Here is a 16392-nt window from a genome sequence, read left to right on the forward strand (position 1 = left end):
CTGCACTGGTCGACATGGCGCCGACGACGCCAACACCAAGCCCGTATCAGCCACTACAAACGACGCGGACACAGCCCCTGAAAACTGCCCAGCAATCAGAACAAGCACCGTTGCAGTACTAGCCCGCACCACAGCGCCCCGGTCAACCGAATTTTGGGCGACGGACGGATTGGCTGGTCAACACCGTTTCGACGCGGGGTATCCACACGAGGGGCCCCGGATCACCTGATCCGGGGCCCCTCGTGTGGATACCCGTGTCGTCACAGAGCGGCAGTGTGGACGCCAACTCCCGCCGCGAGACCCTCGGTCGAAGCGACAGCCGTGAGACCGGCAATGACGTCTCCGATCGGCGTCTCCAAGAAGAGACCGCCGGAGCCGCCGGCCGCAAGGCCGCCGGAGACCTTGTCCAGGTCGGTGTCGGAGATCTCGGCTGCTTCAACCTGGGAGGCAAAGTTCATAATGCACGGTTCCCTTCGAATAGGTACTTCGGAATGGCAGAGTTCGCCCGATCCCCGAAACTGGGAACCCTTCCCGGCGACCTGTGCCACGCGCAGGATCAAAGCACGCAGATAAATGGGCGGCCAGCCGCCCGAGGCTCAACCAGGACGCTCCGCGCAAGGCGACTTCACCGGTGTGACAGCGCGGTGACCGCACCCACCAACTCCTTCACGCGGTCTGCCGCTTGGCTGCACGCACGACGGTTGCCACGGATTCCCAGGCGGACACTCCCGTGCCGAGGCAGCCGTAGTCCGGCACAGTCGTGACTACTGTTCAGGTTCCATACGACCTGTCAGTGAAGGTGTGCAGGTTTACCGGATCTTCGGCACCCGGCCAAAGGCGCGGGCACATCACGCCCTGCCACCGCCGCCTGACGGATCTACCTCATGCAGATCGCGGCCGGCTTCGGTATCAGGGCTCCGCGCTCCCGCGCGGTCTGCTCCAACTCTCTGACGTCTCTCTGACGTGGAAGGTCTTTCCGACACCCGGCGTTCCCGTGCCCTAAGACATGAACCGGTGCCGTTCGTCCTCTGTTGGCAGGTCGAAGTTCACCCGGAACGCGGCACGTTCGGCACCCTGGCCGGGAAAGCCGCGCCCTCTGCGGTCCTTGATCGGGTCCTGCATCGACGGCCGTGCCTGCGCCACCCGTACGCCGCCTCGTCACTCCGGCCGAGCCCGGATCCCAGTCTGGCGCAACTTGCCCACGTGCGCCGGGAGGTTGGGGTCGTCCTTCCGGTCATCCGTCGTGCGATGGACCGGGCCCGCCAACTGCTCCCCCTCGCGTACCTCGGGCCGGGACCGACCAGTACCCGCGACGGACCTTTCCCCTGGACCTCAACTCTCCTGCCGGTCACTCACGTCCCTCCAGAGGTACCAACTTCCTTACCGGCGACCCGTGTTCGGCGGAAGCTGTCATCTCCAGGGGGAGACGTGAAGAGACAAGTGAAGAGGGCGTACGCCACCGCCCTCGCCGCGGTGGCCGCGGTGGCGCTGGCGGCGGGCATGTCCGGGCCGGTGACGGCGAGGACCTCCACCGAGCAGGGCAAGGACACGGGTACGGGTACGGGAATGGCCGCCTCCAGGCCCCCGGTCGCGCACCGCGTCACGCTCATCACCGGTGACCGTGTCGCCGTGGACGCGAAGGGCCGCGTCATCGGTGTCGAGCGTGCAGAGGGGCGCGAGCACATCGTGATCCGTACTGTCAGGGAGGGCGGTCACACGCTCGTCGTCCCCGCCGACGCACAGCGCCTGATCGCGGCCGGCAAGCTCGACCGGCGGCTCTTCGACGTCACGGAGCTGAGCAGGAAGGCGGTCCGCGACTCGCACGGGCAGGGTCTGAAGGTGATCGTCGGCTACCAGGGTGCGGCCGGGGCGGCGAAGGCCGTCGTGCGTGGCACGGACGGTACCGAGGTCCGCCGGAGGCTGACGTCCCTGAACGCCGAAGCGGTCAGCACCCGGGACCCCGCCGGCCTGTGGGCCGCGGTCACCGACACACCTGGCGGCACAGCGCGGACCGCCTCCGGGATCGCCCGCATCTGGCTCGACGGAGTCCGCAGGGCGAGCCTCGACACATCCGTTGCGCAGATCGGCGCGGACAGGGCGTGGGCGTCCGGCTACGACGGCAAGGGCGTCAGGATCGCCGTACTGGACTCGGGCATCGACGCGACCCATCCGGACCTCAGGGACCAGGTGGTTGCCGCCAGGAACTTCACACCGTCCCCCGACGCGGCCGACCGCTTGGGCCACGGCACGCATGTCGCGTCCATCGCCGCCGGGACGGGCGCCAAGTCGGCGGGCGCGTACAAGGGCGTCGCACCCGGTGCCGCGCTCCTCGACGGCAAGGTGCTCGACGACGAGGGGTACGGCGACGACTCCGGCGTCCTCGCGGGCATCGAGTGGGCTGTGGGACAGGGCGCCGACATCGTGAACCTCAGCCTGGGCGGCGGTGACACTCCCGGGGTGGACCCGTTGGAAGCGGCCGTCAACACGTTCTCCGCGGAGAAGGGCGTCCTCTTCGCCGTGGCGGCGGGCAACTCCGGCGACCGCGAGCAGAGCATCGACTCCCCCGGCAGCGCGCAGGCCGCGCTCACCGTCGGCGCGGTGGACGGCGACGACAGGCTCGCCGACTTCTCCGGCCGGGGCCCGCGCCTGGGCGACGGCGGGATCAAGCCGGATGTGACCGCGCCCGGTGTGGACATCACGGCGGCCGCGGCGCCGGGCAGCGTCATCGAGCAGGAGGTCGGCCAGCAGCCCGACGGCTATCTGACGATCCCCGGTACGTCGATGGCGACCCCGCACGTGGCGGGCGCCGCCGCGATCCTGAAGCGGCGGCACCCGCAGTGGACGTCCGCCGAACTCAAGGGCGCGCTGACCGCCTCGACGGCCGGCGGCGCCGACTACACGCCGTACCAGCAGGGTTCGGGCCGGGTCGCCGTGGACCGGGCCCTAGAACAGACGGTGGTCGCGGACCCGGTGTCGGTGAACTTCGGCGTGCAGCAGTGGCCGCACACCGACGACACCCCGGTCACCAAGGAGATCACGTACCGCAACCTCGGCGCCCAGGACGTCACCCTCGACCTGTCGGTCACGGCCAGGGATCCGAACGGTGCCGAGGCACCCGCCGGCTTCTTCACGCTCGGCGCGAACACGCTGACCGTGCCCGCCGGTGGCAGGGCTTCCGTGGCTCTGACCGCGGACACGAAGCTCGGCGGCACCCTGGACGGCACGTACTCCGCGTACGTGACCGCAACCGGTGGCGGTCAGAGCGCGCGCACGGCGGCAGTGGTGGGGCGGGAGGCCGAGGCGTACGACGTGACGCTGAGGTTCATCGGCCGGGACGGGCGGCCCACTGCCAACTACTGGTCCCTGCTGCAGGGCATCGCGGTCCCCGACGGCAACGGCCACCGTGAGCCGTACGACGCCTCCGGCACCGTCAAGGTCCGCCTGCCAAAGGGCACCTACCTCCTGGACACCACCATCTCCCAGGACCCCGCGGACTCCCGTGCGGGCACCGACTGGCTGGTCCAGCCGAAGCTGGAGGTCGACCGCGACATGACGGTGACCGCCGACGCGCGCACCGCACGGCCCGTCGACATCACGGTGCCGGACAGCGCGGCGAAGCCGGCGTGGGTGGCGCCTCGGTACTGGTACGCGGGTGAGGGCTACAACATCGAGACGGGCGTGGACGTCGACTCGTTCGACGGTCTGCGCACCGCCCACCTCGGTCCGGAGGTCACCACCGGCTTGTTGAACCAGCAGTGGCTCGGCGTGTGGAAGAAGGGCGCCGACACCGAGTACGACGTCATGCTGGGCGGCAACACCAGGAAACTGGCGACCGGCTACCGCAAGCACCTCAAGCCCGCCGATCTCGCCACGGTGAAGGTCGGCATGGGCGCGTCGGCGGCGGGCAAACAGGGCGGTCTCGGCGCGGCGGGCTACTTCCCCGAGCTCGGCGGCCTCGCCCCGATCCCCACCCCACAGAACCTCCCGCGCACCCGCACGCTGCACCTGTCCGCGCTGGACAACGCCAAGTGGGAGCTGGACTTCGAGCAGTACGGCACTCCGGACGAGGAAGGCACCCGGCCCACCGAATCGCGCTACGGCTTCGACGAGCCGCGTGCCTTCAAGGGCGGCGAAACGTACGAGGTGCGCTTCAACACGGGCGTGCTCGGTCCGCGCCTGGCCGCCGCCGACGGCATCTTCCGCGACGGCGACACGATCACCGGCGACCTACCGCTGCACGCGGACGGCGACGGCCACGCGGGCCGCAGCACGTACGCCTCGGTCACGACGATCCTCTACCGCAACGGCGCCAAGCTGGTGGAGAGCTCCGATCCCCTCGACGGCAACGGCGACGGCTTCACCATCCCGTCCGACGCCGCCGCCGACTACCGCCTGACCACCTCCGTCCGCCGGGCGCCCGCCATCGGCGGCACCTCCACCCGGATCGACGCGAGCTGGACGTTCCGCTCGGAGAAGACCGCCGACCGCACTCGACTCCCCGTCTCCACGGCCCGCTTCGGCGCGAAGACAGACCTGACGGGCCACGCCCCCGCCGGCCGGACGACCTCGGTCCCGGTGACCGTCCAGGGCGCGGCGGCGGACGGCAACCTCAAGTCACTGGCCGTGTACGTCTCCTACGACCAGGGCGCGACCTGGCAGAGGACCCCGGTGAACGACGGCCGCATCACGATCAGGAACCCTGCCGAGAACAGGTCGGTCTCCTTCCGCGCCGACCTCACCGACAAGCAGGCCAACAGGTCGTCGGTGTCGGTCTACGACGCGTACTTCGGCAAGTAGTCGACGCGCACAGCACGGCCCGCCGGCGCCATCGCTCCGGGCGGGCCCTTCGACTGCCCGCAGCCCCGGAACCGATGCCCCGGCTCGCGCCGGTGGCGACAGCGGTCCGGACGGTCAGCAGGAGGTCCATGTCGGCTCCCGGAGGGGTGGGGTGAATCAGTGGGCGGCGGTTCACAGGGACTGCCGCCGCAGCCAGGCCAGCGCGGTGTCGGCGACCTCGCGCCAGCCGCCGTCGATGGTCAGGGAATGGCCGCGGTCGGGGAAGCCAACGATGTCGGAGATCGCCTCGGAGTGCCGGTACTGCTTGTGAGCGGCCCGCACGACGACCTCCGGCACCGTGTGGTCCTTGCCGCCGGCCATCAGCGGCAGCGGTCCGCGCCCCTGGTTGCCGGTGGCGACCCTGGCGGGCGAGTGCGCGTTTGAAGTTGGCGGACGCCGCCTCGAACAGCGGCTTGCCGGGCGCAGGGATCGTCCACCTCTCGTAGAGCTGCGTCAACTCCTCCTCCGACAGCGCGTTGCCGAACGCGAAGCGGAACGGCGGTCCCTGGCGGAGCCGTAGAAGACACCGCAGCCGGTCAGCGCCTCCAGCCTCTGCGCCGCGCGCCGCGGTAGGAGACCCCGGTGGCCATGATCACGGTCTGGGCGGTGATGGCGGCACTGCGCGGACGCCCCTACGGTCGAGGCTGCGGACGCTCACCGGCCCGCCCGCGCAGACTCCGACGTCAAGGACACGTCGTCGATGATCTGCTGGTATTCCTCAGGGGCCGGAGCAGATACGTCCTCTTCGCGGCCGCGTTTCCCCGTGCTCACCCAGATCGGACAGGTGAGGGTGTCGTCGGCGTCCACGGTCTGCCCGCTGACCTTGCGGCCCGTACGCGCTTCATATACGTCGATGCGGTAGCGGGCCCGGTAGAAGGTCAGCGACGAGTCACCCCCTTCGTAGGTACAGATCAAGTCGAGCTGGCGTCGGACGAGTCGGCTGCACGCCACCAGTTGGACATCATCCGGGTCGGGCTCACCCGAGGCCTTGCCCGCGGACGTGACCACCGGGTCTGACCCGTGTTCCTCATCGAACAGCACCGTCGGATGCGGATCGCGCGCGCTGTAGGGGGCTGCCTTGGCGTACGAGGCGCCGGAGTTGCCGCACAGGCGCTCGAAATCCCGCAGATAGTAAGGCCGACTGGCCATGACGATGTCGCCAAGGGGCGACAGCGCGAGTGCCCACGCCACAACGCAGGCCACTGCCCCAAGTCCCGCACCGGTGAGAAGCCGCTGAGCCGGCGGCGTCGGCTTCGGCTCCCGGAGCTCGATGGCCTCGACCAGGGCCGCACGGGCGGTCACAGTACGGAACGTCACGTATCGCTGCTTGCCACCGTCGAGCCAGCACAGCCGCCACGACCCATACCGGGCCCCGCCACCCTGCACCGGGGCGACCTCCTCCACGGCGCCCCATGGGACGGCGATCGTCTCCGTTCCTCCCGTCCCCACCAAGAGACCGCCATCGCCTACCGCGAACCACCGTCTCCCGCCGCGGACCAGCAGCCAATACATCAGGCCGCCCCACGAACCCACCAGCCAGATGAATACCGCGAAGGGCCTGGCGCCCGGGTCTACGTCCAGTCGGGACAGGGCCTCTATCAGGAACAACACGGTCACCCAGTCGAGACCGAGCTTGCCGATCGCCAGCACCAGAACGTGCAGACGCTCGTGATGCACCCGCCGTACCTCACCGAGCCCGGCCTCCCTCGCCAGTCTCGGCAACGAGCGCCGCAGCTCCCACTCCCCCACGCGTCCCCTCCCGACCGCACACCGACAGTGTCTCCGCCGGCCTCCTCGCCTCGACAGATTGCCAGCTTTCCGAGCGCGAAGGGGAGCCATCCACCTGTCGGTTCGTCTTCCGGCCCGCCCACCCGGGAAGCCGACCGGCGCACCGAGCCCGCTGGGCAGCATGCCGTGACTGCCGAAGGTCGACGCCTACCGGCAGGTGTCGCTCGCGACCGGGTCGAAGCCGGTCTTCATCGCCGGTCAGGTCGGCGGGCCGGTGTCAGTGCTGTCCCCTAGTTTCGCCTCATGACTGAGCCGACCTACCTCGCTGCCGTCCGTGAGTCGTACGACACCGTCGCCGCCGCCTATACCGAACGCGTCCCGGACCCGCGTGAGTTGGATCCGTTGTCGAGGGCGATGTTGGGCGTCTTCGCCGAGTTGATGCGGGGCGGCGGGCGGGGACCGGTCGCGGATCTGGGGTGCGGGCCCGGGAAGGTGACGGCGTATCTGGCCGGGCTGGGCGTACCGGCGTTCGGTGTCGATGTGTCGCCGAGGATGGTCGAAGTGGCCCGTGAGGCCTATCCGGAGCTCCGCTTTCTGGTGGGGTCGATGACCGCGCTCGAGATCGAGGACGGTGGGCTTGGGGGGATCCTCGCCTACTACTCCACCCATCACACGCCGCCGGAACTGCTGCCGACCGTGTTCGCCGAGTTCCACCGCACCCTCGCGCCCGGGGGCCGGCTGTTCATGGCCGGATACGCGGGAGACGGTGAGCGGGTGCGGCCGGAGACGGCATACGGCGGTCATCCGGTGTCGTTCACGTCGTATCTACAGCCCGCGGACCAGCTTGCCGAACTGCTCGAGCAGGCCGGGCTCGTCGTCACCGCGCGGCTCGTACAGGCACCCGGCCACGGTGCGAACAGAACGGTCGCCAGCTTCCTGGCCCAAAGACCCGATGACGGGAGCTGATACGGCGGCGAAGTCGGGGTAGCTGCGGGCCAGTTCGAGCAGGCCGCCCGGAAGGTGCGCACGTGCGCCGCCGCCCGGGAGAGTGCTCACGGGCGGCGCGCGGGGAGCCGTGTGGCTGCGGGCAAGCGCAGGACGATGCCGCGGACCCTCGACAGCTGCAGCCGGTGGTCAGTACGGCGCGAAAGGCGCGCGGCGTCGGCGGTGCCCTGGGGTGGGACCCCAGAGCCGGGGGCCGGTTGATCAACCGACCGCACCACTGCCCGCCGCGTCGTTGCGGGCCTGCTCGGTCAGGCGCTGTTCGGCCTCGGCCCAAGTGATGGGCAGTTGACCGGCGTCGACCTCCCAGAAGGTGAAGGTGGAGGTGCGCATCGTCGGGCGCAGGGACGTCATGATGCCGCGGTGCGGTTCGGTTCTGGCGTATGTGTACAGGGCATCGCGGTCTTCCCAGGCAGACAGCGTGCAGAACTCGCGTTTGAGCGGGCGGGCGATGAGCGAGGCGCCGTATGCGCCCGGGGCGCTGCGCACCTGACTCCAGGCGGCCAGGGAGCGCAGGAAGAAGCGGGGAACGTCTGTGGCCGACCGGACTTCGAAGCGGGATGCCATGACGAACACGGTGCCGTGCGACGGGGGCGGATTCGGGATGGTCCAGGGCAGTGTCGGCACGGTGGCCTCGCCTTCAGAGAGTGGTGAGTGACACTATCCATAGTAGGCAGCGACACTATCCATTAGCCAGAGGGATTCAGGAACCCGTGGAATCACCAGTGGGACAGGGAAGGGGCGGTGCCTGATGAGGGTCTCCGAGCTGAGCCGTCGCAGCGGTGTCTCCATCCCCACGATCAAGTACTACCTGCGGGACGGGCTGCTGCCGCCCGGCCGGGCCACGGCCGCCAATCAGGCCGACTACGACGAGAGTCATCTGCGCCGACTGCGTCTGATCCGCTCGCTGATCGGGGTGCGCGGACTGTCGGTCAGTGCCACCAAGGACGTACTGGCCGCCGTGGACGAGCATCTGGGGGATGTGCATGTGCTGCTCGGGCTTGTGCTGGGTGTCGTGCCCGCCGAGCACCCCGGCACGCCGGACGAGCCGGATGACTCGGGACGCGCCGACACCGCCGGGCTGTCCGAAGTCGCGGCGCTGACCGCGGAGTTGGGCTGGAAGACCTCCCCGCACCCGCCCGCGGCCCTCGTCCTCGCCGAGACACTCGAGACGCTGCGCGTACTCGGAGTGGACTTCGACTGGCGGTCCTTGCTGCCGTATGCCGAACTCGCCGACCGCACCGCCGCGTTGGATCTCGACCAGCTCCAGGTCGCGGGCGATCCGCTGGAGCAGGCCGAGCGCGCCGTCCTGCTGACCGTCCTGCTGGAGCCCGCGCTGCTCGCGCTCAGGCGGCTTGCGCAGGAACACCACTCGCGGCGGCGGTACGGTGGATGACGGTGAGCGCGCTCCGGGGAACCGGGCACCCCTCCCCCATCCGGATCAGCTGACCGGCGGGCAGCCTGGCTGAGCCACCACGGACTTGCCGATCATCGAGGGGAACCGCCATCCGACTCACGGTCGAGAAGTTGCGCGGCGGCGGCATGAACCAGTCGGTCCGGCTGTGGTCTGCGGCGGCCCTGGGACAGGAAGATCGGGCCGAACAAGCTCAGTGCGGCGCCCGTCCAACGGGCGTCTGGAACCACCACGCGAAGGCCGACCCGCTCTCCGGTGCGTGCACCGCAACCTCCCCGGCAATCACCAGGGGACGACGCCCTCGTCGTCGAAGAAGCCGCCGCGCGGTCCGTCATCGGGCAGGGTGGCGAGCCGGATGGCGATCGCGGCGCCTTGCTCGGGTGTCCGTGGCGCGTTGAAGCCGGTGAAGTCGGTCGCGACGTAGCCGGGGCAGCAGGCGTTCACGATGACGTTCGTGCCGGAGAGTTGGCGGGCGTACTGTGCCGTGACGCTGTTGAGCATCGACTTCGACGGTGCGTACGCGGCCATGATCGGGCCGGTCTGCAGCGTCAGCGAGCCCATGTTGCTCGACATGTTGACGATGCGCGGCGAGTTCGCGCGGCGGAGCAGCGGGAGCATCGCGTTCGTCACCCGAACGACCCCGAACACGTTTGTGTCGAGGACGGTGCGGACCACGTCGAGGTCGAGCGTCGTCGGATCCTGCGCGCCGCCGTCGGTCCGGCCCGGAATGCCGGCGTTGTTGACGAGCACGTCGAGCCGCCCGGCCGTCTGCTCGATCGCCGCTGCCGCCGCGGTGACGCTGTCATTGGAGGTGACGTCGAGGGCGACCCCGAACGCGTCGACGCCGTCGGCGCGCAGTTGCTCGACGGCCTCTTCGCGCCTGGCATCGTCGCGAGCCCCCACCGCGACCCTGAAGCCGATCGCCCCGAGGCCCTGTGTGATGGCAAGACCGATTCCCTTGTTCGCGCCGGTGACCAGCGCGGTCTTCATGTCGTTCACTCGATCCATGCTCGGCGAGCCGCGCATTCGCCGTCCAATACCGGATCAGTCCGCTGTGATACTCACCAGGTATCAGTCGATAGGCTGTTCACGTGGACGATCTCGAGACCCGCGAGCTCCGGTACTTCGTAGCTGTCGCCGAGGAGTTGCACTTCGGACGTGCCGCCGGTCGGCTCGGAATCGCACAACCGCCGCTCTCGCGCGCGATCCGGCAGCTGGAGCGGCGGCTCGGCGTCCAGCTCCTTGACCGGGACCGTCGTGGCGTGGCGCTCACCGATGCCGGCAGGGTGCTGCTCCGCGAGGCCAGAGGGGCCCTCGATGCGGTCGCGGCCGCTGCGCGTCGGACGCGGCGCGCCGGGGATTCGAAGCGGCAGCTGGTGCTCGCGACGAAGGCCGGGGCGTCCCACGAACTGCTGCGACGGCTCCTCGACACGCACGCGGGCGAACCCGGTGCGGCACCGGTCGAAGTCCTCCTGTGCGAGGTCGGCGAGCAGGCACGGCTGCTCCGCGACGGGCACGCCGACGTGGCACTCATGCATCACCCGTACGACGACCTCGCCGGGTTCGACACCGAAGACCTCTGCGTCGAAGGCCAGGTCGCGATCCTTCCCGCGGGGCATCCGCTCGCGTCACGCGATCAGCTCACGCTGGCGGAGGTCCGCGACGTGCCGGACCTGCCGATCGCCCGGTGGCCCCGGCTCGACGGGTCCTACCCGGACGGGCCCGGACCGGAGGTCCGCACCCAGTCGAAGCTCGCTCAACTCGTGGCGCTCGGCAAGACGCTGCTCGTCATCCCCGCCTCCAGCCGTGCCTGGCAGTGGCCCGAACACGTCGCCGTGCCCGTCGTCGACGCGCCGGACGTCACCACGGTGATCGCCTGGCCGCCGAGCAGTCGCTCCCAGGCGGTCGCCTCACTCGTCCGCTCAGCGGCCAGGCTCCGCAGCACCCCGCTGTCTGCGTGACCACAAACCTCGGACACAGCCCGGGCGTCTGCTCGCTGTCGGGTTGGCCGTGCTGTCGTCGCCCGAGGTTTCGACACCCGGTGGGCATGGAATTCGGTTCCGTCGTCGCGTCCCCAGCGACGACCGGCCCCGCGGCCGGGTACCAATTTCCGTACATCATGAGCGTCCCCCGTACGCCGGCGGCCGTATGGGAGCGGACAACGGTGGCCGAATTGCTCGGCACGGGCCCGTGCGTCAGAGTGGCCCGTCCGTCGTGCCGGTGCCGCGTGGGGTCAGGTGGCGCAGGTTGGCCGCGGCGAGCAGGAGAGCCTGGCCCGCCGGGACGGTGCAAATTCCCGCAGTCAGCCCACCACGCCGTGGTGATGGGTGCCGTAGCGGTCGTGGAGGCGGCGGCGCAGGCGTCGAGGTGGCTGACGGGGACGCCATCGATGACCGTCGTGGCTAGGACGACGGCGTGCCGGCCCATCGGTGCAGGGCGGTTTCGAGGTCGGTGGTGGCGGCGATGCCGGTGGTGTCGGAGGCCCAGGCGACCACCCCGTCCGGGCGTACGAGCACTGCGGTCGGAGTTGCGTGGTCGTCGGTGACGCAGCTCACGCGCCCGGCCCAGGCCGCGGCGAGGCGGGCGAACCTGCCGTCCGTGGTGCGGTCGAGGAGCACGAAGCCGCCACCGTGGCTGTGGTCGGCCAGGCGGGAGCCGTCGTTCAGCCACAGGTCGGGGACGTAGCGGCCGATGAGCGGGTGGTCGCCGGGCAGGTCGATGGTCTGCGTGACGCCGGAGATCTTCTTGACCGCGTACGTCGTGCCCGCCCGGGTGCCCAGGAGATCGGCGAGGACCTGGCGCAGCGCGGCCGACTTGGGGTCCGGGCGCATCACCCCGGTCTGGGCCCGCGTCCAGTCCAGCACCCAGGCGCCGAGGGGGCGGCGCTCGGCGTCGTAGGTGTCGAGGAGTTCTTCGGGTGCCCAACCGGCGGTCACGGCACCGAGTTTCCAACCGAGGTTCATCGCGTCGCCGACCCCGAGGTTGAGCCCCTGACCGCCGAACGGCGGGTGCACGTGTGCGGCGTCGCCGGCCAGCAGCACCCGTCCCGACCGGTAGGTGTCGGCCTGGCGGGCGTTGTCGGTCCAGCGGGTCGGGGTGGCGCGCAGTGCGGTCAGCGTGACGCCGGTGCCGGAGACCCGGCGCAGGCTGGTCTGCACCTCCTCAAGGGTGACCGGCGCCATGGGGGTCCCGCGCGGGCGAAGCCGAGCGTGAGGGAGGTCGGTGGGAGCGCCGTCGAACTCGACGGTGGCCACGCGGCCGGGCTGGGGCCCGTAGCGGTAGGCCCCCTTGGGCGTCCACGTCCAGCCGTGTCCGAGCATCGAAGGGTCGGCGATGTCGACGACGGCCTGGTAGCCGGTGAGTTCGGGGTCGGTGCCGGAGAAGCCGATGCCCGCGAGGCGGCGCACGGTGCTGTGCCCGCCGTCGCACCCGACCAGCCACCCGGTGCGCACCGTGCCGGCACTCGTGCCGACGAGTACGCCGTCGCCGGTGTCGTCCAGCGCGGTGACCTCCACCCCGCGGCGCACCGGTACGCCGAGTCGCGCAACGTGCCCGGCGAGCAGTTCCTCCAGCTCGCGCTGCGGCACCATCCTCGCTCCGCCGGCCGCGGTGTGCGCGGCGAGGTCGGGATCCGACCAGTCCACGAGGTCGGCGTCGAGGATCATCCCCGCGAAGTGCCCGGTGAACCGTGCCTCGGGCGCGCGGCCGCCGCCGGGTGGTGGGTCGTCGGCCGTGCGGGCGAACGATCCCACGCGTTCGAGCAGTTCGCGCTGCACCGCCTCGGCGGCCGGCAGCAGGCCGCGGCGGTCGAGGGCCTCGGCCGTCGGCAGGTTGATCGACTGCGCCTTCATGGCCGTGTCCGGCTCGGCCCGCCGCTCGAGTATCTGCACTGTCGCCCCGCAGAGCGCCAGTTCCGCGGCGAGTACGAGGCCCACCGGCCCGGCTCCGACCACGGTCACGTCCACATCCTGATCCAAGTTCACCGTCACGAACAATGTTCTACGAACGAACGGTGTTCGTGTCAAGTTATAGTGGCCTGGTGAACCCCAGAGAGCGACGCGCGGCGCGCCACCAGCCGCCCAACCCCGAGGCCGAAGCCGGCCCCAGGCCGCGGCGCCGCAAGGCCCCGATCACCGTGGAACAGGTCATCGACACCGCACTGGACGTCATCGCCACCGAGGGCTATGAGGCACTGACCATGCGCCGGCTGGCCGGCGCCCTCGATACCGGTCCTGCCTCGCTCTACGCCCACGTGGTCAACAAGGCCGACCTCGACGAACTGCTCATCGGCCGGCTGTGCGCCCGACTCGCCCTGCCCGAGCCCGACCCCGCGGCCTGGCGGGAGCAGATCCGCGGCGTCTGCACCCAGCTGCGCGACCAGTACCTGGCCTACCCCGGCATCTCCCGCGCCGCGCTCGCCATGGCCCCCACCGACCTTGACACCTTGCGCGTCAGCGAAGGAATGCTGGCGATCCTGCTCGCCGGCGGAGTTCCCCCGCAGGCCGCCGCCTGGGCCACCGACACCCTCCTGCTGTACGTGGCCGCCCACTGCCTCGAAGCATCCATCGCCCGCCAGCGAGCAGCACACGACGACACCATCTGGGTCCACGACCGGGACGAACTGCTGCGCCGGCTCGCCGCCCTGCCCGCCGAGACCTTCCCCCACACCACCCGCCACGCCGCCGAACTCACCGCCGGCGAAAGCCACGACCGGTTCGACTTCACCCTCACCCTGATCATCGACGGCCTCACCCACCGCTAGGCGTGTCCGGCGGATCTTCCTGCGGCCGGGCGCAGCGGCCCGACGCCGGCCTCATCGGCGCCACTGTCGTACCCGCGGCTGGATCACCGTCCAGGAGAGCGCAGTTGACGACCACGAGGCCCGACCGCGAGCACATCGCCGATGCACGCCGGCTTCGCACTGCCCAGACGGCCATGCCCATCACCGCAGCACGCGCAGGCGCCGCTGCCTGCGCGCATCCCGACTCTCGAAGCCACAGGTTGGCCCACGTGTCGAGGTGCACGGACGTTCCTTGAGCCTGTCGATCGCCCACTCGACCAACCCCGGGCGTCCAGCGGCGCGGGGCCGCGGTTGACGTATTCCGATATGGGCATATGATCGCTGCCATGGCACGAGCAGCGACGACGTCTGACGCGTTCAACGCGATCGCCGAGCCGCAGCGCCGGGACATCCTTGCGCTGCTGCAGGCGGGTGAGCGGCCGGTGACCGACCTGGCCCAGGAGCTGGGGATGAGCCAGCCGCGGGCGTCCAAGCACCTGCGGGTGCTCCGGGAAGTGGGGCTGGTGCGGGTCCGCGGGGCGGGCAAGCAGCGCCTCTACGGCCTGGACGCCCGCGGGCTGCGGCCTGTCCACGAGTGGGTCGGCGGATTCGAGCGGTTCTGGAACGAGAGTTTCGACCGGCTGGACACCTACGTGCAGGACCTCAAGCAGACACGGCAGGAGGAGTGACCCATGGCAGGGACAAGGCAAGAACGGGCGGAGCCGGCGACGGCCGACCGGGAGATCGTGATCTCCCGGGTCATCGACGCCCCGCGGGAGTTGGTGTTCGAGGCGTTCACCGAGGTCCGGCACCTGTCACGGTGGTGGGGTCCGGAGGGGTTCACCACCACCACGCGGTCCTTCGAGTTCCGCGAGGGCGGGGAGTGGGACTTCGTGCTGCACGGGCCGGACGGGACCGACTACTCCGAGTGGATCCGCTGGCTGCGGATCGCTCCGCCGGAGCTGATCGTGCTGCTGCACGGTGAGTCCCGCGACGACCCGAACGCCTTCGAGTCGGTCCTGACCTTCACGCCGGACGGCGCGGCGACCCTGATCCTGATGCGCACGGTGTTCCGCACCAAGGAACAGCGCGACGAGGCGGTCGAGAAGTACCACGCCATCGAGGGCGGCCGGCAGACCCTGAACAGCCTGGCGGCCTACGTCACCGAGATCGTTCGGAAGGGGGCGGAGGGCTGATGGCCGGAAAGGTGTTCTTCAGCGTGTCGATGTCGCTGGACGGCTTCATCGCGCCCGAGTCCGTGCCCGATGAGGACTTCCTGTTCGCTCCAGACAAGCAGGACGACCCGGACGTCCAGCGCTGGATGGCGCAGTGGATGGAGCTGCAGCAGTGGGCCTTCCCGCTGCGGTTCTTCCGGGAGAACCTGAAGCTGGGCGAGGGCGGCGAGGAGGGCCTCGACAACGACATTGCCCGGGAGACGTTCGAGCGCACCGGCGCGAGCGTCATGGGCAAGCGCATGTTCGACCTCGGCGAGCAGTCATGGCCGGAGGGGGCGCCGTTCCACACCCCGGTCTTCGTCGTGACGCACACCAAGCGTGACCCGTGGGAGCGGCCCGGCGGCACCACGTTCCACTTCGTCAACGACGGCATCGAGCACGCCCTCGACCAGGCCCGCGAGGCCGCCGGCGACCGCGACGTCCGCATCGCCGGCGGCGGTGCGACGATCCTGGAGCACCTCAACGCCGGCCTGGTCGACGAGTTCTCGATCACGCTGTCACCGGTGTTCTTCGGCGCCGGCACCCGCCTGTTCGACGGCGTGGACGCGTCCAAGGTCGCGCTGGAGCCGGTCCGTTCGGAGCCGTCGTCGCGGGTGACGCACCTGACCTACGCGGTGCGCCCACGGTAGCCGCGCCACCACTCCCCCAAGCGACCCGAGCGCCCACGGCGCACGCGTGAACGACGTCACTCCGACCTCCGCCGCGAGGGCCTGAGTGTGGCGACCTCAGACCTCGCGGCAGCGTCAAGGACCATGCCACTCCATGGGCCACCCCTACTGAGGACACGCGGATGCCGGCCGTTCGGGCCTTCGATCGGCGTACAGCGGCCCGAGCGGCTCAGCCGACCCACCTCACGCACGCGCAGGACGTGGCAGGCAAGGTCTAGTGCCAGTTGCTGATCTTGACGTCGTGCGGTGCGGGCTCGCCCTTGCCGGTTTCGACCAGCCTCTTGAGGCTCATCAGGAAGGTCGCCCACTTGGTGCTGCAGTGATGCATGAACTCCACCGGCTCCTTCCAGCCTTCGTGCTGGAACAGCACGATCGTGAAGCCGTCCTCCTGCTTGAGCTCGAAGCGGATGTGCGTGCCGATCCACTCCGCGGGACCGTCGACGACCTCCCAGAGCACGCGCTCGGCGGGCCGGGCCTCCAGTACCTTCATGTCGAACCCGCCGGGCTCGAAGCGGAACCGGATCACTCCCCCGACGTCGGAGTCGCCGTCCGTGTCCTCCGTCCACCAGCCCGCCAGACCGTCGACCGTGGTCAAGGCGGCGTAGACGTCGTCGGGAGACGACTCGACTCCGATCCTGTGCAGGATGTCCACCATCTCGATGCCTCGTTCCTCGGGTAGGCGCCCGCATGTGGGCGCGGTTCATCAGCGCCACCCCGGATGAGGCGGCG

General features: G+C 70.2%; 15 protein-coding genes. 8 read left to right on the forward strand and 7 right to left on the reverse strand.

The window, feature by feature from the left end; translation table 11 throughout:
- Window positions 1-260 precede the first annotated feature (260 nt).
- Window positions 261-458, reverse strand: coding sequence for a hypothetical protein (locus ACTWQO_RS39140; RefSeq protein ID WP_443242147.1), 198 nt, complete (start codon window positions 456-458; stop codon window positions 261-263).
- A gap of 970 nt (window positions 459-1428) precedes the next feature.
- Here ACTWQO_RS39140 and ACTWQO_RS39145 point away from each other — a divergent pair.
- The gene (locus ACTWQO_RS39145) at window positions 1429-4797 is read left to right on the forward strand and encodes a S8 family peptidase (protein ID WP_443242148.1); all 3369 of its coding nucleotides are present in this window, start codon (window positions 1429-1431) and stop codon (window positions 4795-4797) included.
- 171 nt (window positions 4798-4968) lie between these two features.
- Here the strand turns inward: ACTWQO_RS39145 and ACTWQO_RS39150 are convergent, their stop codons facing one another.
- Both ACTWQO_RS39150 and ACTWQO_RS39155 read right to left on the reverse strand, forming a co-directional pair.
- A complete protein-coding gene (locus tag ACTWQO_RS39150) occupies window positions 4969-5157 on the reverse strand; it encodes a hypothetical protein (protein ID WP_443242149.1) in 189 nt (62 codons plus the stop codon).
- A gap of 333 nt (window positions 5158-5490) precedes the next feature.
- The gene (locus ACTWQO_RS39155) at window positions 5491-6486 is read right to left on the reverse strand and encodes a hypothetical protein (RefSeq protein ID WP_443242150.1); all 996 of its coding nucleotides are present in this window, start codon (window positions 6484-6486) and stop codon (window positions 5491-5493) included.
- A gap of 381 nt (window positions 6487-6867) precedes the next feature.
- Between ACTWQO_RS39155 and ACTWQO_RS39160 the strand changes: the two genes are divergently transcribed.
- A complete protein-coding gene (locus ACTWQO_RS39160) occupies window positions 6868-7530 on the forward strand; it encodes a class I SAM-dependent methyltransferase (protein WP_443242151.1) in 663 nt (220 codons plus the stop codon).
- A gap of 240 nt (window positions 7531-7770) precedes the next feature.
- Here ACTWQO_RS39160 and ACTWQO_RS39165 read toward each other — a convergent pair whose 3' ends face one another.
- Complete coding sequence (locus tag ACTWQO_RS39165) at window positions 7771-8193, reverse strand: DUF3291 domain-containing protein (protein ID WP_443242152.1); 423 nt, start codon at window positions 8191-8193, stop codon at window positions 7771-7773.
- Window positions 8194-8317: 124 nt separating this feature from the next.
- Here ACTWQO_RS39165 and ACTWQO_RS39170 point away from each other — a divergent pair, with 124 nt between their 5' ends.
- The gene (locus ACTWQO_RS39170) at window positions 8318-8962 is read left to right on the forward strand and encodes a MerR family transcriptional regulator (protein WP_443242153.1); all 645 of its coding nucleotides are present in this window, start codon (window positions 8318-8320) and stop codon (window positions 8960-8962) included.
- 300 nt (window positions 8963-9262) lie between these two features.
- On the opposite strand, the gene ACTWQO_RS39175 is transcribed toward ACTWQO_RS39170, so the two are convergent.
- Window positions 9263-9988, reverse strand: coding sequence for an SDR family oxidoreductase (locus tag ACTWQO_RS39175; RefSeq protein ID WP_443242154.1), 726 nt, complete (start codon window positions 9986-9988; stop codon window positions 9263-9265).
- Window positions 9989-10071: 83 nt separating this feature from the next.
- Here ACTWQO_RS39175 and ACTWQO_RS39180 point away from each other — a divergent pair, with 83 nt between their 5' ends.
- Complete coding sequence (locus tag ACTWQO_RS39180) at window positions 10072-10941, forward strand: LysR family transcriptional regulator (protein ID WP_443242155.1); 870 nt, start codon at window positions 10072-10074, stop codon at window positions 10939-10941.
- Window positions 10942-11382: 441 nt separating this feature from the next.
- On the opposite strand, the gene ACTWQO_RS39185 is transcribed toward ACTWQO_RS39180, so the two are convergent.
- Window positions 11383-12945 (reverse strand): FAD-dependent monooxygenase, encoded by a 1563-nt coding sequence (locus ACTWQO_RS39185; RefSeq protein ID WP_443242208.1) that lies wholly within the window; start codon window positions 12943-12945, stop codon window positions 11383-11385.
- 74 nt (window positions 12946-13019) lie between these two features.
- On the opposite strand from ACTWQO_RS39185, the gene ACTWQO_RS39190 reads away from it, so the two are divergent.
- The 4 genes from ACTWQO_RS39190 to ACTWQO_RS39205 all read left to right on the forward strand — a co-directional run bounded on the left by ACTWQO_RS39190 (window position 13020) and on the right by ACTWQO_RS39205 (window position 15624).
- Entirely contained in the window at window positions 13020-13742 is a 723-nt protein-coding gene (locus ACTWQO_RS39190) for a TetR/AcrR family transcriptional regulator (RefSeq protein ID WP_443242156.1), read from the forward strand.
- 365 nt (window positions 13743-14107) lie between these two features.
- Window positions 14108-14449: an ArsR/SmtB family transcription factor gene (locus ACTWQO_RS39195; RefSeq protein WP_365973157.1), complete on the forward strand. Its 342-nt coding sequence runs from the start codon at window positions 14108-14110 to the stop codon at window positions 14447-14449.
- Between the two features lie 3 nt (window positions 14450-14452).
- Window positions 14453-14956, forward strand: coding sequence for an SRPBCC family protein (locus ACTWQO_RS39200; protein ID WP_443242157.1), 504 nt, complete (start codon window positions 14453-14455; stop codon window positions 14954-14956).
- On the forward strand, window positions 14956-15624 hold the full coding sequence (locus tag ACTWQO_RS39205) for a dihydrofolate reductase family protein (RefSeq protein WP_443242158.1): 669 nt from the start codon (window positions 14956-14958) through the stop codon (window positions 15622-15624). The genes ACTWQO_RS39200 and ACTWQO_RS39205 overlap by 1 nt, the downstream gene beginning before the upstream one ends.
- Before the next feature lie 253 nt (window positions 15625-15877).
- Here ACTWQO_RS39205 and ACTWQO_RS39210 read toward each other — a convergent pair whose 3' ends face one another.
- Window positions 15878-16318 carry an SRPBCC family protein gene (locus tag ACTWQO_RS39210; protein WP_443242159.1) on the reverse strand — a complete coding sequence of 147 codons (441 nt, stop codon included), beginning with the start codon at window positions 16316-16318 and terminating at the stop codon, window positions 15878-15880.
- Window positions 16319-16392 lie beyond the last annotated feature (74 nt).

This window comes from Streptomyces sp. 4N124 (assembly GCF_052245395.1).
In the GTDB taxonomy this organism is placed as follows: domain Bacteria; phylum Actinomycetota; class Actinomycetes; order Streptomycetales; family Streptomycetaceae; genus Streptomyces.

Excerpts from the sequence above, each read along its gene's own strand:
- ACTWQO_RS39140 (WP_443242147.1), bottom strand. The coding sequence starts at position 458 with ATGAACTTTGCCTCCCAGGTTGAAGCAGCCGAGATCTCCGACACCGAC.
- ACTWQO_RS39150 (WP_443242149.1), bottom strand. The coding sequence starts at position 5,157 with ATGGCCGGCGGCAAGGACCACACGGTGCCGGAGGTCGTCGTGCGGGCC.
- ACTWQO_RS39160 (WP_443242151.1), top strand. The coding sequence starts at position 6,868 with ATGACTGAGCCGACCTACCTCGCTGCCGTCCGTGAGTCGTACGACACC.
- ACTWQO_RS39170 (WP_443242153.1), top strand. The coding sequence starts at position 8,318 with ATGAGGGTCTCCGAGCTGAGCCGTCGCAGCGGTGTCTCCATCCCCACG.
- ACTWQO_RS39175 (WP_443242154.1), bottom strand. The coding sequence starts at position 9,988 with ATGGATCGAGTGAACGACATGAAGACCGCGCTGGTCACCGGCGCGAAC.
- ACTWQO_RS39195 (WP_365973157.1), top strand. The coding sequence starts at position 14,108 with ATGGCACGAGCAGCGACGACGTCTGACGCGTTCAACGCGATCGCCGAG.
- ACTWQO_RS39200 (WP_443242157.1), top strand. The coding sequence starts at position 14,453 with ATGGCAGGGACAAGGCAAGAACGGGCGGAGCCGGCGACGGCCGACCGG.
- ACTWQO_RS39205 (WP_443242158.1), top strand. The coding sequence starts at position 14,956 with ATGGCCGGAAAGGTGTTCTTCAGCGTGTCGATGTCGCTGGACGGCTTC.
- ACTWQO_RS39210 (WP_443242159.1), bottom strand. The coding sequence starts at position 16,318 with ATGGTGGACATCCTGCACAGGATCGGAGTCGAGTCGTCTCCCGACGAC.